We start from the raw sequence: 21,911 nt of genomic DNA on the forward strand, positions 1-21,911 counted from the left end.
CAATTTAGACGGGTTACAAAACAGCACCGCCAGCTAGGCTGGCGGTGTGAAATCAGGCAGTCAGACGGCTCGCGTCTTGCGCGATAACCAGTTCTTCGTTGGTTGGGATAACCACCGCAGGACGGGTACCTTCTTTGTTGATGAAACCAGATTTGCCGAAACGTGCGGCCAGGTTACGTTCGTGGTCAACTTCGAAGCCCAGAACGCCCAGTTTGCCCAGAGACAGTTCACGAACCATCGCGGCGTTTTCACCAATGCCACCGGTGAAGACAACCGCATCCAGACGACCATCCATCAGCGCGGTGTAGGAACCGATGTATTTCGCCAGACGGTGGCAGTAAACGTCCATTGCACGTTTAGCGTCTTCTTTGGTGGTGTAGTTGTCTTCAACATAACGGCAGTCGCTGGTGACTTCGGTCAGACCCAGCAGGCCAGACTCTTTGGTCAGCATTTTGTTGATCTGGTCAACGCTCATGCCCAGGGTGTCGTGCAGGTGGAAGATGATCGCCGGGTCGATGTCACCGGAACGCGTACCCATCACCAGACCTTCCAGCGGGGTCAGACCCATGGAGGTATCAACACATTTACCGTTACGGATTGCAGAAACAGAACCGCCGTTGCCTAGGTGGCAAGTGATTATGTTCAGTTCATCAACCGGTTTGTTCAGCATTTTTGCCGCTTCCTGAGTCACGAAGAAGTGGCTGGTACCGTGCGCGCCGTAACGACGAACGCCATGCTCTTTGTACAGGCTGTACGGCAGGGCATAGAGGTAAGATTCTTCCGGCATAGTCTGATGGAACGCGGTGTCGAATACGGCCACGTTTTTGTCTTTCAGATTCGGGAAGGATTTCAGCGCTTCAGCGATACCGATCAGGTGTGCAGGGTTGTGCAACGGTGCAAAAGAGGCTGCATCTTTGATACCCTGAATAACGGAATCGTCGATAACTACAGAGCCGGTGTATTTTTCGCCGCCGTGAACAACACGGTGACCAATCGCAGTCAGCTGAGCAGACAGTTCTGGTTTTTGTGCCAGAATAGTATTAACGATAAAATTCAGCGCTTCACTGTGAGCGGCGCCTGCACCTAAAGCCGCTTCTTGTTTACCGCCATCCATTTTCCATTTGATACGTGCTTCTGGGAGATGGAAACATTCGGCTAAACCAGAAAGGTATTCTTCACCGTTTACTGCATCGATGATGGCAAATTTCAGTGAGGAGCTACCGCAGTTCAGAACCAGTACTAACTTACTCGACATGGAAGTACCTATTTATGATACGTGGCTAAAAAAACGTCAGGGAGTCATAGAGCGTAGCGCATGATGACACCGACGTTTATGATTAACATCATGCGCCAGGGTCTTTTTGGGCACGATGGAATAAATACCTTTGAGTCTATGTCATTTTGCGTATTTTTCAGCCAATGGCATACTATGTGTCAATTTGACGACTCAATGATTTTGGACTAAAGGCCTTACAGGCCGGCACAGGATACCTGAATGTGGGTATCAAAGACAAAATGTTTTGAACGATGTCCTTTGTAGTTGTTGTTTTGCACAAATTTTTTAATTTTTATATGTGAAGTTGAGGTAACCGCCATGTCGACACCGGATAATCGTTCCGTCAATTTTTTTAGCTTGTTCCGCCGGGGACAGCACTACGCGAAGACGTGGCCAATGGAAAAGCGCCTCGCGCCCGTGTTTGTAGAGAACCGCGTGATCCGTATGACACGTTACGCAATCCGTTTTATGCCGCCTATCGCCGTCTTCACCTTATGCTGGCAAATTGCGTTGGGTGGTCAGTTGGGACCGGCTGTGGCAACGGCGCTATTTGCGCTGAGCCTGCCAATGCAGGGCATGTGGTGGTTGGGTAAGCGTTCCGTGACACCGCTGCCGCCTTCGATTCTCAACTGGTTCTACGAAGTTCGGGGGAAATTACAAGAAGCCGGACAGGCGTTATCGCCGGTTGAAGGGAAGCCTGATTACCAGGCGCTGGCTGACACGCTTAAGCGTGCCTTCAAACAACTGGATAAAACTTTCCTCGATGATTTGTAATTGACCCCTGATTACGCATATAAAAGAAGGCACAAGATGCCTTCTTTTTTTTCATCGCAGTAGTAGTGATACAGGAGTCCCAAATGGAAATGACCAACGCTCAACGTCTGATTTTGTCGAATCAGTACAAAATGATGACTATGCTCGATCCCACTAACGCCGAGCGTTATCGTCGTTTGCAGACGATTATTGAACGCGGTTACGGTTTGCAGATGCGCGAGCTGGATCGTGAGTTTGGTGAGCTGACGGAAGAAACCTGCCGTACGATTATCGATATTATGGAGATGTATCACGCATTACATGTGTCCTGGACTAATCTTAAGGATGCACAGGCCATTGATGAGCGCCGCGTGACCTTCCTCGGTTTTGACGCTGCAACGGAAGCCCGTTTCCTCGGATACGTTCGCTTTATGGTCAATGTGGAAGGTCGCTATACCCACTTTGATGCGGGTACGCATGGCTTCAACGCCCAGACCCCGATGTGGGAAAAATATCAGCGTATGTTGAACGTCTGGCACTCTTGCCCGCGCCAGTATCACCTGAGCGCGAATGAAATTAACCAAATCATTAATGCCTGAGGGGGCGAGCGTGCAGTGCAAAGGTTTTCTGTTTGATCTGGATGGAACGCTGGTCGATTCCTTACCCGCAGTAGAACGCGCGTGGTGCAACTGGGCCGATCGTTTTGGCCTCGATCACGACGAGGTGCTCGGCTTTATTCATGGCAAGCAGGCCATTACCTCTCTGCGACACTTTATGGTGGGCAAATCTGAGGCTGAGATCGCTGCGGAGTTCACCCGTCTTGAGCAGATCGAAGCGACGGAAACCGCTGGGATCACCGCGCTGCCGGGGGCTGTTGAGTTGCTCAACCACCTCAATAAAGCGGGTATTCCGTGGGCGATTGTGACCTCCGGTTCTATGCCAGTCGCACGAGCGCGCCATCGTGTCGCGGGGCTTCCCGCGCCTGAAGTGTTTGTCACCGCCGAACGGGTAAAAAGAGGGAAACCAGAACCAGACGCTTATCTGTTAGGCGCTCAACTGCTGGGTCTCGCACCGCAAGAGTGTACCGTGGTTGAAGATGCGCCCGCTGGTGTGCTTTCAGGACTGGCGGCTGGGTGTCATGTGATCGCGGTCAATGCGCCTGCGGACACGCCGCGTCTGGATGAGGTCGACTTTTCGTTGACCAGTCTGGAACAGATTTCCGTGACCAAGCAACCCAACGGAAATGTGGTCGTAGTAAGAAATACCTGATCATGATTTAGCCCCAGATTGTTGGGGCTTTTTTATGGCAGAATCGACTCATCCCTCTCATTTAACAAGGATATGTTGTGAACGGTGAATTGATATGGGTTCTCTCATTGCTGGCGATTGCCGTCGTTTTGTTTGCCACTGGCAGAGTGCGTATGGATGCAGTTGCTCTGTTGGTCATCATTGCCTTTGTTCTGAGTGGAACACTGAGCATCTCAGAGGCTTTTTCGGGTTTCAGCGATCCTAACGTTATTTTGATTGCGGCTTTATTTATCATTGGTGACGGCCTGGTGCGTACCGGGGTGGCAACGGTGATGGGGGCATGGCTGGTGAAGGTGGCCGGCAGTAGTGAAGTCAAAATGCTGGTTTTGCTGATGATCACCGTCGCCGGGCTCGGTGCCTTTATGAGTTCCACCGGCGTAGTCGCGATTTTTATTCCTGTTGTTTTAAGCGTATCTATGCGCATGCAAACCTCGCCCTCGCGTCTGATGATGCCGCTTAGCTTCGCGGGGCTTATCAGCGGCATGATGACGCTGGTGGCGACGCCGCCCAACCTGGTCGTCAACAGTGAGTTACTGCGCGAGGGACTCAACGGTTTCAGCTTTTTCAGCGTGACCCCGCTTGGGCTGGTTGTTCTGGTGCTCGGCATCATTTACATGCTGCTGATGCGTTTTATGCTCAAAGGTGAGGACTCCGGGCAACAGGGGGATGGCTGGAAACGCCGGACCTTTCGCGATCTTATCAAAGAGTATCGTCTGACGGGGCGCGCCCGCCGCCTGGCTATTCGTCCCGGCTCGCCGATGATTGGCCAGCGTCTTGACGACCTGAAGCTGCGTGAGCGCTACGGGGCGAACGTGATTGGTGTTGAGCGCTGGCGTCGCTTTCGGCGCGTAATTGTGGACGTTAATGGGGTCTCTGAGTTCCGTGCCCGTGACGTTTTGCTCATTGATATGTCCGCCGCTGATGTTGATCTGCGCGAATTCTGCAGTGAACAATTGCTGGAGCCGATGGTGCTGCGCGGCGAGTATTTTTCCGAACAGGCGCTTGATGTGGGGATGGCTGAGATTTCGTTGATCCCGGAATCAGAATTAATCGGTAAAACGGTAAGGGAAATCGCGTTTCGTACGCGTTACGGCCTGAATGTCGTCGGGGTGAAGCGTGATGGTACGGCGATGGACGGCGCGGTAGTGGATGAACCGTTGCTGATGGGCGATATCATTCTGGTCGTGGGTAACTGGAAACTTATCACATCGTTGGGTAAAAAAGGCCGCGACTTTGTGGTGTTGAACATGCCGGTCGAAGTCAGTGAAGCGTCTCCGGCGCACAGCCAGGCACCGCACGCGATTTTCTGCCTGGTTCTGATGGTTGCGTTAATGCTGACGGATGAAATACCCAATACGGTGGCCGCAATTATCGCCTGCCTGCTGATGGGGAAATTCCGGTGTATTGATGCAGAGAGCGCCTATAAGGCGATCCACTGGCCAAGCATTATTTTGATTGTCGGGATGATGCCTTTTGCGCTGGCGTTACAGAAAACGGGCGGCGTCGATCTGGTGGTGAAAGGGCTAATGGACGTTGGTGGTGGGTACGGCCCGTATATGATGCTGGGCTGCCTGTTTGTCCTGTGTGCGACCATTGGTTTATTTATCTCGAATACCGCAACAGCGGTGCTGATGGCGCCGATTGCGCTGGCGGCGGCAAAGTCGATGGGCGTTTCGCCGTATCCTTTTGCGATGGTGATTGCGATGGCGGCTTCTGCCGCCTTTATGACACCGGTGTCTTCACCTGTTAACACGCTGGTGTTGGGGCCGGGTAACTACAGCTTTAGCGACTTCGTGAAGATTGGCGTACCGTTTACGGTGATTGTCATGGCAGTGTGCGTGGTGATGATCCCGATGCTGTTCCCGTTTTGACCGCCGCAGTAAACGCCTGATGGCGATGCGCTTATCAGGCCTACGGATATCACGCTACCTGTAGGCCGGATAAGGCGTTAGCCGCCATCCGGCAAAATCGCTTAAAGCGGTGAATCCTGACTGATTTCATCTAATGAGAGGTGAAAGCTTGGGACGAACACGTCCATAAAGTAGTCCATCTCTTCGCTGCGTCGTGACTCCAGCGTTTTTTCCAGACGCGTTTTCGCCAGCAGAAATTCGTTGTTACCGGCGGAGAGTTCCTCCAGGCACTTCAGATACGCGCACAGGGCATCTGCCTGTTTAACAATCGATCTTTCTTCTTCACTTAAGGCATGTTCATCAATGAGTGGTGCAAAAATATCCCGCAACTCGTCGGGAACCATATCGACCAGTTTTTGCTGGGCAATTTTCTCTATTGCTTTATATTCCTGAGCAATCTGCGAGTTGAAATATTTCACTGGGGTAGGGAGATCGCCGGTTAACACCTCTGACGCATCGTGATACATCGCCAGCAGGGCAATACGCTCAGCATTTACCTGACCACCAAATTTACGGTTTTTGATCGCGGCCAGCGCATGAGCAACCATGGCAACCTGCAGACTGTGTTCAGACACGTTTTCGGTGCGCACGTTGCGCATCAGCGGCCAGCGGTTAATGAGCTTCAGACGGGATAGGTGGGCAAAAAAATGGCTCTGCTTCATAACGACCCTTATATGATGGCAACCTAAGAGTCATTGTGCGCAGAGAAGGCTGTCAGATGCAAATACTCGTCATACTGGTCCGACAGCCTTTGTTTAATTACAACTGGTGATAGCCTGACAGGAAGCGCTCGAATTTACTTAGCGACATTTCGATATCGTCAATACGCGGCAGTGTGACGATACGGAAATGATCCGGCCACGGCCAGTTGAAAGCCGTTCCCTGAACCAGCAGGACTTTTTCCTGCAGCAGAAAGTCGAGAACCATCTTCTGGTCGTCGTGAATATTGAAGCGTTTGGCATCAATTTTCGGGAACATATACAGCGCGCCGCGTGGCTTCACGCAGGAGACGCCCGGAATATCATTAAGTAATTCCCAGGCCCGGTTGCGCTGTTCATACAAACGTCCGCCTGGCATGATAAATTCGCTGATGCTCTGGTATCCACCCAGCGCGGTTTGAATGGCGTGTTGCGCTGGAACGTTGGCGCATAAACGCATGGAGGCCAACATTTCAAGACCTTCAATATACCCTTTGGCATGTTTCTTCGGTCCGTTCAGTACCATCCAACCCTGGCGGAACCCCGCAACACGATAAGTTTTTGACAGGCCATTGAAGGTAATAGTCAGCAGATCCGGGGCCATTGCCGCAATTGAGTGATGCTCGGCATCATCATAGAGAATTTTGTCATAAATCTCGTCAGCAAAGATAATGAGGTTGTTCTGGCGAGCAATCTCAACTATCTCCATCAGCAGCTCTTTAGAGTAAACGGCGCCGGTAGGGTTGTTTGGGTTAATGATGACGATCCCACGAGTGCGCGGGGTGATTTTTGCCCGAATATCATCAAGGTCCGGGAACCAGTCTGACGATTCATCACACAGGTAGTGCACGGCATTACCGCCAGAGAGCGATACTGCCGCTGTCCACAGCGGGTAATCAGGTGCAGGAACCAGCATTTCGTCCCCACTGTTCAGCAACGCCTGCATCGCCTGAACGATTAATTCAGAAACGCCGTTACCGATATAAATGTCCTCCACGGTAACATCGCGCATCCCGCGGGCCTGGTAATGCTGCATGATCGCTTTGCGGGCTGAATAAAGACCTTTTGAATCGCAATACCCTTGTGCGGTAGGCAAATTGCGGATCACATCGACCAGAATTTCATCTGGTGCTTCAAACCCGAATGGCGCAGGGTTGCCGATGTTGAGTTTCAGAACTTTATTGCCTTCTTCTTCCAGGCGCTTTGCTTCCTTCAGAACCGGGCCACGAATGTCATAACAGACATTTTCTAATTTGCTGGATTTTTCAATGGGGGACATGAATCTTGACCTTTTTAGCTGTGAATGCCACTCCCTGCCGTGGAAGTCAGCACAGAACAATGTACTCCCCCGACGGTGAGTTTTGAAGGGTCTTTAGTAGAAGATTTCGAAAGTTGCGATGTTATAATTAACTGTTAATAACTAAATAATGAAATTAATATAGAATTATAATCTTGATATTTTTGATTTTGTGGTTATATGTTTCGATGTGGCGGCTAGGGTATGGTGATTTGTTTTGGTAAAAATAGTGAGATGTGCAAAACGGGGCGCGGTCGGGAGTATCTGCTGTATTGCGCAATTCGAAAATACTGAGGTTTGAGCCTGACAAACTGTTATCGGCCTGATCTGACAACGACGCGGTGTGAATCTATTGTTAAGTATAATTAATGAATGGTGGCATTCTTAATTAATTATTATTTAATATTTAAACAGTATTTATTGAACGCGTTAATAATACGAAAACTGCCAGTCTGAGTTATCACCTTTTTGCTTCGATTAATTCGCGATAACACTTATAAATATAGTGGTTTTAGGTTAAGATAAGTCCCATGAAATGGTACGCAACTTGTGTTTTGCGATAATTCTAATGTTAGTTAAGAGTTTCTAACATACTGAAAAGTTAGTTTTTAATGTGTAAATTAGTGTTCGTTAACTATTTTTCAAATTTACAAAATTTACATGTTTTCCATTAGTCAGAATCATCCAACAGCTAAAAAAATGACTCTTTCTCGTTGCTATATTCCGATGAGTGTCACGGGTATTATATAGCGCTGAAAGGGAATTGTTTCGTTTGTTAAAGCAAATACATCCTTATTTTCACCTGGTTACACCTGGTGAAACTGCGAGGGAGGCCCATTACAAATGGAGTTGTTTGTTTCTGAATGCACAGCATTAACCCGGTATGACCCGCGAGTAAGTGAAAAATTATGATAAATGCAAATCGTCCGATAATTAACCTCGATCTCGATCTGCTGAGAACCTTCGTTGCCGTTGCCGATCTGAATACCTTCGCGGCTGCGGCAGCTGCGGTATGTCGCACTCAGTCTGCGGTGAGTCAGCAAATGCAACGTCTCGAACAACTTGTGGGGAAAGAGTTGTTCGCGCGCCATGGACGTAACAAACTACTGACCGAGCATGGGATTCAGTTGCTGGGTTACGCCAGAAAAATATTGCGTTTTAATGATGAGGCATGCTCATCATTGATGTTTAACAATCTTCAGGGAGTGTTAACTATTGGCGCTTCTGATGAGTCAGCGGATACTATCCTTCCTTTTCTGCTGAACCGGATAAGTTCGGTTTATCCGAAGCTTGCGCTGGATGTCAGAGTGAAACGCAACGCTTACATGGTGGATATGCTGAAGTCACAAGACGTTGATCTGGTGGTGACAACCAACCGGCCAGGCGATTTTGAGTGTCTGAATCTGCGTACCTCACCTACGCACTGGTATTGTGCGGCCGAATATATTTTACAAAAAGGTGAGCCGGTGCCGCTGGTGCTGCTGGATGATCCGAGTCCGTTCCGCGATATGGTACTGGCAACGCTGAACGCTGCACAGATCCCGTGGCGTCTGGCCTATGTTGCTTCAACATTAGCGGCTGTTCGTGCGGCAGTGAAGGCGGGGTTGGGCGTGACTGCCCGTCCTGTAGAAATGATGAGCCCGGATTTACGCGTACTGGGCGCGGCGGACGGATTGCCACCGTTGCCGGAAACGGAGTACTTGCTGTGCTGCGACCCTGCATCACAAAATGAGCTGGCTCAGGTGATCTTTAAGTCGATGCAGACCTATCAAAATCCCTGGCAATACAACCAGTTTACCCCTGAAGGGGGAGACGATTCGCTGATTGTCGAAGGCGACTTTGAGTGATGTACCATAAATAATCGTTATAAAATGTAAGTGCAAAAAAGAGTCGCTGGTGATGAAAAAACATCCAGTGGCTCTTTTTTTATGCAAATAATGGTCGGAGATGGCATTTTGTATACCAAAACTTAACAAAATCAGTAGGTAAAAAAATCACCTACAAATAGTGCAAAAAACAATCACTCGAGGCGCTATTCATTTTCATGTTAAAAAACTAGAGAAATTGTTGCTGTTTTTTATGGTGAATTAACAAAAGCGTGTCACAGATCAAGAAAATACTCCCATTTAGGGGGAGGCATCTGTGTGAATTCCTGTCAAAATAGACGGGTATCATTTTTTTACTTCACTACGGACACGATTCAACAACATTAAAAATGACCGATGACGCGATCGAAATGGGTCTAAATAGCACTTTATGTTAATGGTGTTGGAGTTGTGTAAAATAATGTGAGGAAACTTTTGTTAAAGTTGACAAAAGGTTATAGAAAGGAGTAAAAAACCCCATCAATTAGCTGTCTAAAATGATTTTTCACAGTGATTGTAAGGTTTTTTTTATTCCTCCCCATGAATCGATGTGGCGTTCATCTGCCGAAAAGAGCAGAGAATTTGGCGCTACTTTTGATGAGTAAGCAATGAGTATGTCAACATCCACTGAAGTCATCGCTCATCACTGGGCATTCGCTATCTTTCTTATTGTCGCCATTGGCCTGTGCTGCCTGATGCTCGTCGGCGGCTGGTTTTTAGGTGGTCGCGCGCGCGCGAGATCTAAAAACGTGCCGTTTGAATCAGGTATCGACTCGGTCGGCACCGCCCGCTTGCGCCTGTCTGCCAAGTTTTATCTGGTAGCCATGTTCTTCGTTATCTTCGACGTTGAAGCGCTGTATCTGTTCGCATGGTCAACCTCTATCCGTGAAAGCGGTTGGATTGGCTTTGTGGAAGCTGCAATTTTTATTTTTGTGTTACTGGCAGGTCTGGTTTATCTGGTGCGTATTGGCGCGCTGGACTGGACGCCCGCGCGTTCACGCCGCGAGCGTATGAACCCGGAAACGAACAGTATCGCTAATCGTCAACGCTAACCGCGAGGCATTAAGATGGATTATACGCTCACCCGCATAGATCCTAACGGTGAGAACGACCGTTACCCCCTGCAAAAACAGGAGATCGTAACCGACCCCCTGGAGCAGGAAGTTAACAAAAACGTGTTCATGGGCAAACTGCATGACATGGTTAACTGGGGCCGTAAAAACTCAATTTGGCCATATAACTTTGGCCTTTCCTGCTGCTACGTAGAGATGGTGACCTCGTTTACCGCCGTGCATGACGTGGCCCGTTTTGGTGCAGAAGTATTGCGTGCATCGCCGCGTCAGGCTGACCTGATGGTCGTAGCCGGAACCTGCTTTACCAAAATGGCCCCGGTTATTCAGCGCCTCTACGATCAGATGCTGGAACCGAAATGGGTTATTTCCATGGGCGCCTGCGCCAACTCCGGCGGTATGTACGATATCTACTCGGTAGTGCAGGGCGTTGATAAATTTATTCCGGTCGATGTGTACATCCCGGGATGCCCGCCGCGTCCGGAAGCGTACATGCAGGCACTGATGCTGCTGCAAGATTCCATTGGCAAAGAACGCCGTCCGCTCTCCTGGGTGGTTGGCGATCAGGGCGTTTATCGCGCCAATATGCAGTCAGAACGCGAGCGTAAACGCGGCGAACGTATTGCTGTAACGAATCTTCGTACACCAGACGAGATTTAATTTGCGCCTGTCGGCAGCAGCACTTCCTTCGCTTACCACTACATAAATAGCGCGAAGCACTGCCGACCACCACGGACCATTTGCAATGGTGAACAATATGACCGACTTAACCGCGCAAGACGCCGTATGGCAAACACGGGATCACCTTGATGACCCGGTCATTGGCGAACTGCGCAACCGTTTTGGGCCGGATGCCTTTACCGTTCAGGCTACTCGCACTGGGGTACCCGTTGTCTGGGTCAAGCGTGAACAGTTACTCGAAGTTGGCGATTTCTTAAAGAGACTGCCGAAACCTTACGTCATGCTGTTTGACTTACACGGCATGGACGAACGTCTGCGTACGCACCGCGAAGGGTTACCCGCCGCGGATTTTTCCGTTTTCTATCACCTGATCTCCATTGAACGCAATCGCGATATCATGCTCAAGGTGGCTTTGTCTGAAAACGATCTGCGCGTACCGACTTTCACCAAACTGTTCCCGAACGCCAACTGGTATGAGCGTGAAACCTGGGAAATGTTTGGCATCGACATCGAAGGTCACCCGCACCTGACGCGTCTGCTGATGCCGCATACCTGGGAAGGCCATCCGCTGCGTAAAGACTACCCGGCGCGTGCGACCGAATTTGATCCGTTTGAGCTGACTAAAGCCAAACAGGATCTGGAAATGGAAGCGCTGACCTTCAAACCTGAAGACTGGGGCATGAAGCGTAGCACCGAAAACGAGGACTTTATGTTCCTCAACCTCGGTCCTAACCACCCGTCTTCCCATGGTGCGTTCCGTATTGTCCTGCAGCTTGATGGCGAAGAAATCGTCGACTGCGTACCTGACATCGGCTACCACCACCGTGGCGCTGAAAAGATGGGCGAACGTCAGTCCTGGCACAGCTATATTCCGTACACTGACCGTATCGAGTACCTCGGCGGCTGCGTGAACGAAATGCCGTACGTGCTGGCAGTCGAAAAGCTGGCGGGTATTACCGTACCGGATCGCGTCAACGTGATTCGCGTCATGCTCTCTGAACTGTTCCGTATCAACAGCCACCTGCTGTACATCTCCACGTTCATTCAGGACGTCGGCGCGATGACTCCGGTATTTTTCGCCTTTACCGACCGTCAGAAAATCTACGACGTCGTGGAAGCGATCACCGGTTTCCGTATGCACCCGGCCTGGTTCCGTATCGGCGGTGTGGCACACGATCTGCCGCGCGGTTGGGACAAACTGCTGCGTGATTTCCTCGACTGGATGCCAAAACGTCTGGATTCTTACGAGAAAGCCGCACTGCGTAACACCATCCTGAAAGGCCGTTCGCAGGGCGTTGCCGCTTACGGCAAGAAAGAAGCGCTGGACTGGGGCTGTACCGGTGCTGCGCTGCGTGCGACCGGTATTGATTTCGACGTGCGTAAAGCGCGTCCGTACTCTGGCTACGAAAACTTTGACTTTGAAGTCCCGGTTGGCGGTGGTGTATCCGACTGCTATACCCGCGTGATGCTGAAAGTTGAAGAGCTGCGCCAGAGTCTGCGCATCCTTGAGCAGTGCCTCAATAACATGCCGGAAGGCCCGTTCAAAGCGGATCACCCGCTGACGACGCCGCCGCCGAAAGAGCGCACGCTGCAACATATCGAAACCCTGATCACCCACTTCCTGCAGGTTTCGTGGGGACCGGTTATGCCGGCAAACGAGTCCTTCCAGATGGTGGAAGCGACCAAGGGTATTAACAGTTACTACCTGACCAGCGATGGCAGCACCATGAGTTATCGTACCCGTATCCGTACCCCGAGCTATGCGCACCTGCAGCAGATCCCGGTAGCGGTACGTGGCAGCTTGGTGTCCGACCTGATCGTCCATCTGGGTAGTATCGATTTTGTTATGTCAGATGTGGACCGCTAATTATGCACGAGAACCAACAACCACAAACCGAGGCTTTTGAGCTGAGTGCGGCTGAGCGTGAAGCGATTGAGCACGAGAAGCACCACTACGAAGACCCGCGTGCGGCGTCCATTGAAGCGCTGAAAATCGTTCAGAAGCAGCGTGGCTGGGTGCCGGATGGGGCGATCTACGCGATCGCTGACGTGCTGGGTATCCCGGCAAGCGACGTCGAAGGTGTTGCGACATTCTACAGCCAGATCTTCCGTCAGCCGGTCGGTCGCCACGTGATCCGCTATTGCGACAGCGTCGTGTGCCATATCAATGGCTACCAGGGGATCCAGGCTGCGCTTGAGAAAAAACTCAACATCAAGCCGGGGCAGACGACCTTTGATGGTCGCTTTACGCTGCTGCCGACCTGTTGCCTGGGGAACTGCGACAAGGGGCCGAATATGATGATCGATGAAGATACTCACGCTCATCTGACCCCGGAAGGCATTCCCGAACTGCTGGAGCGGTATAAATGAAAGACATTATCCGTACTCCCGAAACGCATCCGCTGACCTGGCGTCTGCGTGATGACAAACAGCCGGTATGGCTGGACGAATATCGTAGCAAGAACGGTTATGAAGGTGCGCGTAAGGCCCTGACCGGGCTGTCACCGGATGAAATCGTCAACCAGGTAAAAGACGCTGGCCTGAAAGGGCGCGGCGGCGCAGGCTTTTCCACCGGTCTGAAGTGGAGCCTGATGCCGAAAGACGAATCCATGAACATCCGTTACCTGCTGTGTAACGCCGATGAAATGGAACCCGGCACCTATAAAGACCGCTTGTTGATGGAACAGCTGCCGCACCTGCTGGTGGAAGGCATGCTGATCTCCGCGTTTGCGCTGAAAGCGTACCGTGGTTACATCTTCCTGCGCGGTGAATATATCGAAGCGGCTGTGCATCTGCGCCGCGCGATTGCCGAAGCGACCGAAGCCGGTCTGCTTGGCAAAAACATCATGGGCACCGGTTTCGATTTCGAACTGTTTGTGCACACCGGGGCAGGGCGTTACATCTGCGGTGAAGAAACTGCACTGATTAACTCCCTCGAAGGTCGCCGTGCGAACCCGCGCTCCAAGCCGCCGTTCCCGGCGAGCTCTGGTGCATGGGGTAAACCGACCTGCGTTAACAACGTCGAAACCCTGTGTAACGTACCGGCTATCCTCGCAAACGGCGTGGAGTGGTACCAGAACATTTCGAAGAGCAAAGACGCGGGCACCAAACTGATGGGCTTCTCTGGTCGCGTGAAGAATCCGGGACTGTGGGAGCTGCCGTTCGGCACTACTGCGCGTGAAATCCTCGAAGATTACGCGGGCGGCATGCGCGATGGCCTGAAGTTCAAAGCCTGGCAGCCGGGCGGCGCGGGGACTGACTTCCTGACTGAAGCACATCTCGACCTGCCGATGGAATTCGAAAGCATTGGTAAAGCCGGTAGCCGTCTGGGCACCGCGCTGGCGATGGCGGTTGACCACGAGATTGGCATGGTTGGGCTGGTGCGTAACCTCGAAGAGTTCTTTGCCCGCGAGTCCTGTGGCTGGTGTACGCCGTGCCGTGATGGTCTGCCGTGGAGTGTGAAAATTCTGCGTGCGCTGGAGCGTGGCGAAGGCCAGCCTGGGGATATCGAGACACTTGAGCAACTGTGTCGTTTCCTCGGCCCGGGTAAAACCTTCTGTGCACACGCACCGGGTGCGGTGGAACCGCTACAGAGCGCCATTAAATATTTCCGCGAAGAATTCGAAGCTGGCATTAAGCAGACCTTCAGCAATACCCACGCTATTGGTGGTATTCAGCCGAACCTGCTGAAAGAGCGCTGGTAAACGTTTTACGCGAAAGCATTCAAGATGCGTCAAGGCGGCAACCGAGAGAACCCCTGAGCTTACTAAAGTAAGTGACTGGGGTGAGCGAGGGAAGCCAACGCCGAGGCAGCTTGAAGGATAAAGCGGAAAAGAAATTCGATTAACGCTTGGTCACTGACCGAGCCAACTGGAAGCATGCTGACTATGGCTACGATTCATGTAGACGGCAAAGAATATGAGGTCAATGGAGCGGACAACCTGCTGGAAGCTTGTCTGTCTCTCGGCCTTGATATTCCATACTTTTGCTGGCACCCGGCGCTGGGCAGCGTCGGTGCTTGCCGCCAGTGTGCGGTGAAGCAATATCAGAACGCGGAAGACACGCGTGGTCGCCTGGTGATGTCTTGTATGACACCGGCCACCGAAGGTACCTTTATTTCTATTGATGACGAAGAAGCGAAGCAGTTCCGCGAAAGCGTCGTCGAGTGGTTGATGACCAACCACCCGCACGACTGCCCGGTCTGCGAAGAGGGCGGTAACTGCCACCTTCAGGATATGACCGTCATGACTGGTCATAGCTTCCGTCGCTACCGCTTCACGAAGCGTACACACCGCAACCAGGATTTGGGGCCGTTCATCTCTCACGAAATGAACCGCTGCATCGCCTGCTATCGCTGCGTACGTTACTACAAAGATTACGCCGATGGCACGGATCTGGGCGTGTATGGCGCACATGACAACGTCTACTTCGGTCGTCCGGAAGACGGTACGCTTGAGAGCGAATTCTCCGGTAACCTGGTAGAAATTTGTCCGACCGGCGTGTTTACCGACAAAACGCACTCCGAGCGTTATAACCGTAAATGGGATATGCAGTTTGCCCCGAGCATCTGCCAGCAGTGTTCCATTGGCTGTAACACCAGCCCGGGTGAGCGCTACGGTGAACTGCGTCGTATCGAAAACCGCTACAACGGTACCGTTAACCACTACTTCCTCTGCGACCGTGGTCGTTTTGGCTATGGTTACGTGAACCTGAAAGACCGTCCGCGTCAGCCGGTACAGCGTCGTGGCGATGATCTGATCACGCTGAACGCCGAGCAGGCGATGCAGGGCGCGGCAGATATTCTGCGTCAGTCGAAGAAAGTGATCGGTATCGGCTCTCCGCGCGCCAGCGTTGAGAGCAACTTCGCGCTGCGTGAACTGGTCGGTGCGGATAACTTCTATACCGGTATCGCCCAGGGTGAGCAGGAACGTCTGCAACTGGCGCTGAGCGTGCTGCGTGACGGCGGTATTCATACCCCGGCACTGCGTGAAATAGAATCTTACGACGCCGTTCTGGTACTGGGCGAAGATGTCACCCAAACCGGTGCGCGTGTTGCGCTGGCGGTGCGTCAGGCGGTGAAAGGTAAAGCTCGCGAAATGGCGGCGGCACAGAAAGTGGCTGACTGGCAGATCGCAGCAATCCTTAACATCGGCCAGCGTGCCAAGCATCCGCTGTTCGTCACCAACGTCGATAACACCCGTCTGGACGATATCGCCGCTTGGACCTACCGTGCGCCGGTTGAAGATCAGGCGCGTTTAGGTTTCGCTATCGCCCACGCGCTGGATAACAACGCGCCGGCGGTTGACGGTATCGACCGTGACCTGCAGAACAAAATTGACGTTATCGTTCAGGCACTGGCCGGGGCGAAGAAACCACTGATTATTTCCGGCACCAACGCCGGTAGCGCTGAGGTGATTCAGGCTGCTGCCAACGTGGCGAAGGCGCTGAAAGGCCGTGGCGCAGATGTCGGCATCACCATGATTGCTCGCTCTGTTAACAGCATGGGCCTCGGCATGATGGGCGGTGGTTCTCTTGACGATGCGCTGACCGAGCTGGAAACAGGTCGCGCTGACGCCGTTGTGGTGCTGGAAAATGACCTGCATCGCCATGCTTCAGCCGCCCGCGTTGATGCCGCGCTGGCGAAAGCGCCGCTGGTACTGGTTGTTGACCATCAGCGTACGGCAATTATGGAAAACGCCCATCTGGTGCTTTCCGCTGCAAGCTTCGCCGAAAGCGATGGTACGGTGATTAACAACGAAGGCCGCGCCCAGCGTTTCTTCCAGGTCTATGACCCATCCTACTACGACAGCAACACCGTAATGCTGGAAAGCTGGCGCTGGCTGCACTCGCTGCACAGCACCGTGCAGAGCCGTGAAGTGGACTGGACGCAGCTCGACCACGTTATCGACGCGGTCGTTGAGAAGTTGCCGCAGCTGGCGGGCATTAAAGATGCCGCACCGGACGCAAGCTTCCGTATCCGTGGACAGAAGCTGGCGCGTGAACCGCACCGCTACAGTGGGCGTACCGCAATGCGCGCCAACATCAGCGTACACGAACCGCGTCAACCGCAGGACAAAGACACCATGTTCGCTTTCTCTATGGAAGGGAACAACCAGCCGTCTGCACCGCGTTCACAAATTCCGTTTGCCTGGGCTCCGGGCTGGAACTCCCCACAGGCGTGGAACAAGTTCCAGGATGAAGTGGGCGGTAAACTGCGTCATGGCGATCCGGGCGTGCGTCTGATCGAAGCTTCTGCGGATGGTATGGATTACTTCACTACCGTTCCGGCGAGCTTCCAGGCTCAGGATGGTCAGTGGCGTATCGCGCCGTACTACCATCTGTTTGGCAGTGACGAAATGTCCCAGCGTGCGCCGGTCTTCCAGACCCGTATGCCGCAGCCGTACATCAAACTCAACCCGGCTGATGCCGCGAAGTTGGGTGTTAATGCCGGTACGCGCGTTTCTTTCAGCTACGATGGCAACACGGTTACGCTGCCGGTTGAAATCGCTGAAGGATTAACGGCAGGGCAGGTTGGTTTGCCGATGGGCATGCCTGGCATCGCGCCGGTTCTGGCAGGTGCGCGTCTTGAGGATCTGCAGGAGGCACAACAATGAGTTGGATTACACCCGATCTGATTGAGATCCTGCTGAGCATTCTCAAAGCGGTGGTGATCCTGCTGGTGGTGGTCACCTGCGGGGCATTCATGAGCTTTGGCGAACGTCGTCTGCTGGGTCTGTTCCAGAACCGTTACGGACCGAACCGTGTTGGCTGGGGCGGTTCGCTCCAGCTGGTTGCGGACATGATCAAGATGTTCTTTAAAGAAGACTGGATCCCGAAATTCTCGGATCGCGTCATCTTTACCCTGGCACCGATGATCGCCTTCACCTCGCTGCTGCTGGCTTTCGCCATCGTGCCGGTGAGTCCGAACTGGGTAGTGGCCGACCTGAACATCGGGATCCTGTTCTTCCTGATGATGGCGGGCCTCGCGGTATACGCGGTGCTGTTCGCCGGTTGGTCCAGTAACAACAAATACTCCCTGCTCGGTGCGATGCGTGCGTCTGCGCAGACGCTGAGCTACGAAGTGTTCCTCGGACTTTCCCTGATGGGCGTGGTGGCGCAGGCCGGTTCATTTAACATGACCGACATCGTCAACAACCAGGCTGATATCTGGAACGTTATTCCGCAGTTCTTTGGTTTTGTCACCTTTGCCATCGCGGGCGTGGCGGTGTGTCACCGTCACCCGTTTGACCAGCCAGAAGCCGAGCAGGAACTGGCCGACGGTTACCACATTGAATATTCCGGTATGAAATTCGGTCTGTTCTTCGTGGGTGAATACATCGGTATCGTCACCATTTCTGCGCTGATGGTTACCCTGTTCTTCGGTGGCTGGCATGGCCCGTTCTTACCACCATTCGTCTGGTTCGCGCTGAAAACCGCGTTCTTCATGATGATGTTCATTTTGATTCGTGCGTCGTTACCGCGTCCTCGTTATGACCAGGTAATGTCCTTCGGCTGGAAAGTCTGTCTGCCGCTGACGCTCGTCAACTTGCTGGTAACGGCGGCTGTCATTCTCTGGCAGGCGCAATAAGGGACACAAAGACCATGACCTTAAAAGAATTGTTCGTAGGTTTCGGCACCCAGGTACGCAGTATCTGGATGATCGGCCTGCATGCGTTCGCGAAACGCGAAACGCAGATGTACCCGGAAGAGCCGGTCTATCTACCGCCCCGTTTTCGTGGTCGTATCGTTCTGACCCGTGACCCGGACGGAGAAGAGCGCTGCGTTGCCTGTAACCTGTGTGCGGTAGCGTGTCCGGTAGGCTGTATCTCTTTGCAAAAAGCAGAGACCAAAGATGGCCGCTGGTATCCGGAGTTTTTCCGCATTAACTTCTCACGCTGCATTTTCTGCGGCCTGTGCGAAGAAGCCTGTCCGACAACGGCTATTCAGCTGACTCCAGATTTCGAGCTGGGTGAGTACAAGCGCCAGGACCTGGTTTACGAGAAAGAGGATCTGCTGATCTCCGGTCCGGGTAAATACCCGGAATATAACTTCTACCGGATGGCAGGTATGGCAATCGACGGCAAAGATAAGGGCGAAGCAGAGAACGAAGCTAAGCCTATCGACGTCAAGAGCCTGTTACCGTAAGGAGAGGGGCAATGGAGTTCGCTTTTTATATCTGTGGCCTGATAGCCATTCTCGCAACCTTGCGGGTGATCACCCACACCAATCCGGTACACGCACTGCTGTATCTGATTATTTCGCTGCTGGCGATTTCCGGGGTGTTCTTCTCGTTAGGCGCTTACTTCGCGGGTGCGCTGGAAATTATCGTCTACGCGGGCGCCATCATGGTGCTGTTCGTATTCGTGGTAATGATGCTCAACCTCGGTGGTTCTGAAATTGAACAGGAACGCCAGTGGCTGAAACCTCAGGTGTGGATTGGACCGGCGATTCTGTCGGCCATCATGCTGGCGGTGATTGTTTACGCCATTCTGGGCGTTAACGATCAGGGCATCGACGGGACACCAATCAGCGCGAAAGCAGTCGGTATTTCCCTGTTCGGACCGTATGTACTGGCGGTCGAACTGGCTTCGATGCTGCTGCTGGCGGGTCTGGTTGTGGCCTTCCACGTGGGGCGCGAAGAGCGTTCAGGTGAGGTGCTGAGCAATCGCACCGATGACCGCGCGAAAAGAAAAACGGAGGAGCACGCATGATCCCCTTACAACATGGACTGATCCTCGCTGCGATTTTATTCGTCCTGGGTTTGACCGGTCTGGTTATCCGCCGCAATCTGCTGTTTATGCTGATCGGGCTGGAAATCATGATTAACGCCTCCGCGCTGGCCTTTGTGGTCGCCGGAAGCTACTGGGGCCAGACCGATGGTCAGGTGATGTACATTCTCGCCATCAGCCTTGCGGCTGCGGAAGCGAGCATTGGACTTGCGCTGTTGCTGCAACTTCATCGCCGTCGCCAGAACCTGAACATCGATTCAGTAAGTGAGATGCGTGGATGAACATGCTTGCCTTAACCATTATTCTGCCATTTATTGGCTTTGTATTACTGGCGTTTTCTCGTGGTCGTTGGTCAGAAAATCTGTCCGCTACCGTGGGTGTCGGGTCGATTGGTCTGGCCGCGCTGGTGACTGCGTTTGTTGGCGTTGATTTCTTTGCCAATGGCCAGCAGGCTTACAGCCAGCCGCTGTGGACGTGGATGTCAGTCGGTGATTTCAACATCGGTTTCAACCTGGTGCTGGACGGCCTGTCGCTGACCATGCTCTCCGTGGTGACCGGCGTCGGTTTCCTGATCCACATGTTCGCCTCCTGGTATATGCGCGGAGAAGAGGGCTATTCTCGTTTCTTCGCCTACACCAACCTGTTTATCGCCAGCATGGTGGTTCTGGTGCTGGCGGATAACCTGCTGCTGATGTACCTCGGCTGGGAAGGCGTGGGCCTGTGCTCCTATCTGCTGATTGGTTTCTACTATACCGATCCGAAGAATGGCGCTGCGGCAATGAAAGCCTTCGTGGTAACCCGTGTTGGTGACGTATTCCTGGCGTTCGCACTGTTCATTCTCTACAACGAGCTGGGCACGCTGAACTTCCGCGAAATGGTGGAACTGGCGCCTGCGCACTTTGCAGACGGTAACAACATGCTGATGTGGGCAACCCTGATGCTGCTGGGCGGTGCGGTCGGTAAATCTGCACAGCTGCCGTTGCAAACATGGCTTGCTGATGCGATGGCAGGCCCGACGCCTGTCTCTGCGCTGATCCACGCTGCGACGATGGTTACCGCCGGTGTCTACCTGATTGCACGTACGCACGGCCTGTTCCTGATGACCCCGGAAATCCTGCATCTGGTGGGGATTATCGGTGCTATCACGCTGGTACTGGCGGGTTTTGCTGCGCTGGTACAGACCGACATCAAACGCGTTCTCGCTTACTCCACGATGAGCCAGATTGGCTACATGTTCCTGGCGCTTGGCGTTCAGGCGTGGGATGCGGCGATTTTCCACCTGATGACGCACGCCTTCTTTAAAGCGCTGCTGTTCCTGGCATCCGGCTCGGTTATCCTGGCCTGCCACCACGAACAGAACATCTTCAAGATGGGCGGCCTGCGTAAGTCTATTCCGCTGGTGTATCTCTGCTTCCTGATTGGTGGCGCGGCGCTGTCGGCTCTGCCGCTGATTACCGCTGGCTTCTTCAGTAAGGATGAGATTCTTGCCGGTGCGATGGCGAACGGTCATATCAATCTGATGGTTGCAGGTCTGGTCGGTGCGTTCATGACCTCGCTGTATACCTTCCGTATGATTTTCATCGTGTTCCACGGTAAAGAACAAATTCACGCTCACGCCGGGAAGGGGATTACCCATCATCTGCCGCTGATTGTGCTGATGATCCTGTCCACCTTTGTTGGCGCGCTGATTGTGCCGCCACTGCATGGCGTACTGCCTGCGACGACCGAGCTTGAGCATGGTCGCGTCATGACGCTGGAAATTACTTCCGGTATCGTCGCGATTGCGGGCATCCTGATCGCAGCATGGCTGTGGCTGGGTAAACGCCAGCTTGTGACATCGATTGCCAACAGTGCGCCAGGCCGTTTGCTGGGTACCTGGTGGTATAACGCCTGGGGCTTCGACTGGCTGTATGACAAAGTATTCGTCAAGCCGTTCCTCGGTGTTGCATGGCTGCTGAAACGCGATCCGCTGAACGCAATGATGAACATTCCGGCGATCCTGTCTCGCTTTGCAGGTAAAGGCCTGCTGTTAAGCGAGAACGGCTATCTGCGCTGGTATGTGGCATCAATGAGCATCGGCGCCGTTGTTGTGCTGGCACTGTTGATGGTACTGCGTTGAGTTTGTTGGCTGGATGAACGACTGCCGGATGGCGCTGCGCTTATCCGGCCTACAAACCCAAAAATAATTTTTAGAATTCGTTGAAAATCTGTTCCTGAAGTACAGGCGTCATCGGCGAAGTCAGACCGAATACCGCCAGCGCAGAGCAACCGGAGCGTACTGAAGTACGTGAGGATTGCGAGCACTGCCGGGATTTGGGCTGATG

The 21,911-nt window shown here is 52.8% G+C and carries 19 protein-coding genes; 16 read left to right on the forward strand and 3 right to left on the reverse strand.

Features of this window, described 5'->3' with window-relative positions; translation table 11 throughout:
• Window positions 1–52 precede the first annotated feature (52 nt).
• A complete protein-coding gene (gene ackA, locus HV041_RS04065) occupies window positions 53–1,255 on the reverse strand; it encodes an acetate kinase (protein WP_048211067.1) in 1,203 nt (400 codons plus the stop codon).
• Window positions 1,256–1,594: 339 nt separating this feature from the next.
• Here ackA and yfbV point away from each other — a divergent pair, with 339 nt between their 5' ends.
• The 4 genes from yfbV to HV041_RS04085 all read left to right on the forward strand — a co-directional run bounded on the left by yfbV (window position 1,595) and on the right by HV041_RS04085 (window position 5,208).
• A complete protein-coding gene (gene yfbV / locus HV041_RS04070) occupies window positions 1,595–2,050 on the forward strand; it encodes a terminus macrodomain insulation protein YfbV (RefSeq protein WP_003028087.1) in 456 nt (151 codons plus the stop codon).
• 83 nt (window positions 2,051–2,133) lie between these two features.
• Window positions 2,134–2,628 carry a YfbU family protein gene (locus tag HV041_RS04075; RefSeq protein WP_003028086.1) on the forward strand — a complete coding sequence of 165 codons (495 nt, stop codon included), beginning with the start codon at window positions 2,134–2,136 and terminating at the stop codon, window positions 2,626–2,628.
• Complete coding sequence (locus HV041_RS04080; RefSeq protein ID WP_086523398.1) at window positions 2,621–3,298, forward strand: sugar phosphatase; 678 nt, start codon at window positions 2,621–2,623, stop codon at window positions 3,296–3,298. Before HV041_RS04075 ends, HV041_RS04080 begins: the two co-directional genes overlap by 8 nt.
• A gap of 77 nt (window positions 3,299–3,375) precedes the next feature.
• The gene (locus HV041_RS04085) at window positions 3,376–5,208 is read left to right on the forward strand and encodes an SLC13 family permease (protein WP_048211069.1); all 1,833 of its coding nucleotides are present in this window, start codon (window positions 3,376–3,378) and stop codon (window positions 5,206–5,208) included.
• 101 nt (window positions 5,209–5,309) lie between these two features.
• Here HV041_RS04085 and yfbR read toward each other — a convergent pair whose 3' ends face one another.
• Both yfbR and alaA read right to left on the reverse strand, forming a co-directional pair.
• Window positions 5,310–5,909, reverse strand: a complete 600-nt coding sequence (gene yfbR, locus HV041_RS04090; RefSeq protein ID WP_003028083.1) for a 5'-deoxynucleotidase — start codon at window positions 5,907–5,909, stop codon at window positions 5,310–5,312.
• Between the two features lie 97 nt (window positions 5,910–6,006).
• Window positions 6,007–7,224 carry an alanine transaminase AlaA gene (alaA, locus tag HV041_RS04095; RefSeq protein ID WP_005129483.1) on the reverse strand — a complete coding sequence of 406 codons (1,218 nt, stop codon included), beginning with the start codon at window positions 7,222–7,224 and terminating at the stop codon, window positions 6,007–6,009.
• Window positions 7,225–8,150: 926 nt separating this feature from the next.
• On the opposite strand from alaA, the gene lrhA reads away from it, so the two are divergent.
• The 12 genes from lrhA to nuoL all read left to right on the forward strand — a co-directional run bounded on the left by lrhA (window position 8,151) and on the right by nuoL (window position 21,706).
• Window positions 8,151–9,089, forward strand: coding sequence for a transcriptional regulator LrhA (gene lrhA, locus HV041_RS04100; protein ID WP_005129482.1), 939 nt, complete (start codon window positions 8,151–8,153; stop codon window positions 9,087–9,089).
• Window positions 9,090–9,715: 626 nt separating this feature from the next.
• Complete coding sequence (gene nuoA / locus HV041_RS04105) at window positions 9,716–10,159, forward strand: NADH-quinone oxidoreductase subunit NuoA (protein WP_040230134.1); 444 nt, start codon at window positions 9,716–9,718, stop codon at window positions 10,157–10,159.
• 15 nt (window positions 10,160–10,174) lie between these two features.
• The gene (gene nuoB / locus HV041_RS04110) at window positions 10,175–10,837 is read left to right on the forward strand and encodes an NADH-quinone oxidoreductase subunit NuoB (protein WP_003028075.1); all 663 of its coding nucleotides are present in this window, start codon (window positions 10,175–10,177) and stop codon (window positions 10,835–10,837) included.
• An 85-nt stretch (window positions 10,838–10,922) separates the two neighbouring features.
• Window positions 10,923–12,725: an NADH-quinone oxidoreductase subunit C/D gene (gene nuoC / locus HV041_RS04115; RefSeq protein ID WP_075551358.1), complete on the forward strand. Its 1,803-nt coding sequence runs from the start codon at window positions 10,923–10,925 to the stop codon at window positions 12,723–12,725.
• A gap of 2 nt (window positions 12,726–12,727) precedes the next feature.
• Window positions 12,728–13,228: an NADH-quinone oxidoreductase subunit NuoE gene (gene nuoE, locus HV041_RS04120; protein WP_003028069.1), complete on the forward strand. Its 501-nt coding sequence runs from the start codon at window positions 12,728–12,730 to the stop codon at window positions 13,226–13,228.
• Window positions 13,225–14,562: an NADH-quinone oxidoreductase subunit NuoF gene (nuoF, locus tag HV041_RS04125; protein WP_005129472.1), complete on the forward strand. Its 1,338-nt coding sequence runs from the start codon at window positions 13,225–13,227 to the stop codon at window positions 14,560–14,562. The genes nuoE and nuoF overlap by 4 nt, the downstream gene beginning before the upstream one ends.
• A gap of 183 nt (window positions 14,563–14,745) precedes the next feature.
• On the forward strand, window positions 14,746–17,472 hold the full coding sequence (nuoG, locus tag HV041_RS04130; protein ID WP_048212556.1) for an NADH-quinone oxidoreductase subunit NuoG: 2,727 nt from the start codon (window positions 14,746–14,748) through the stop codon (window positions 17,470–17,472).
• Window positions 17,469–18,446, forward strand: a complete 978-nt coding sequence (nuoH, locus tag HV041_RS04135; protein ID WP_003028063.1) for an NADH-quinone oxidoreductase subunit NuoH — start codon at window positions 17,469–17,471, stop codon at window positions 18,444–18,446. Before nuoG ends, nuoH begins: the two co-directional genes overlap by 4 nt.
• 14 nt (window positions 18,447–18,460) lie before the next feature.
• Entirely contained in the window at window positions 18,461–19,003 is a 543-nt protein-coding gene (nuoI, locus tag HV041_RS04140; RefSeq protein ID WP_003028062.1) for an NADH-quinone oxidoreductase subunit NuoI, read from the forward strand.
• 11 nt (window positions 19,004–19,014) lie between these two features.
• Window positions 19,015–19,569: an NADH-quinone oxidoreductase subunit J gene (gene nuoJ / locus HV041_RS04145; RefSeq protein ID WP_016153833.1), complete on the forward strand. Its 555-nt coding sequence runs from the start codon at window positions 19,015–19,017 to the stop codon at window positions 19,567–19,569.
• Window positions 19,566–19,868, forward strand: coding sequence for an NADH-quinone oxidoreductase subunit NuoK (nuoK, locus tag HV041_RS04150; protein WP_000612644.1), 303 nt, complete (start codon window positions 19,566–19,568; stop codon window positions 19,866–19,868). The genes nuoJ and nuoK overlap by 4 nt, the downstream gene beginning before the upstream one ends.
• Window positions 19,865–21,706 carry an NADH-quinone oxidoreductase subunit L gene (nuoL, locus tag HV041_RS04155; protein WP_048211071.1) on the forward strand — a complete coding sequence of 614 codons (1,842 nt, stop codon included), beginning with the start codon at window positions 19,865–19,867 and terminating at the stop codon, window positions 21,704–21,706. The genes nuoK and nuoL overlap by 4 nt, the downstream gene beginning before the upstream one ends.
• Window positions 21,707–21,911 lie beyond the last annotated feature (205 nt).

The sequence above is a fragment of the Citrobacter sp. RHBSTW-00029 genome (assembly GCF_014104295.1).
Taxonomy (GTDB): Bacteria; Pseudomonadota; Gammaproteobacteria; order Enterobacterales; family Enterobacteriaceae; genus Citrobacter; species Citrobacter youngae.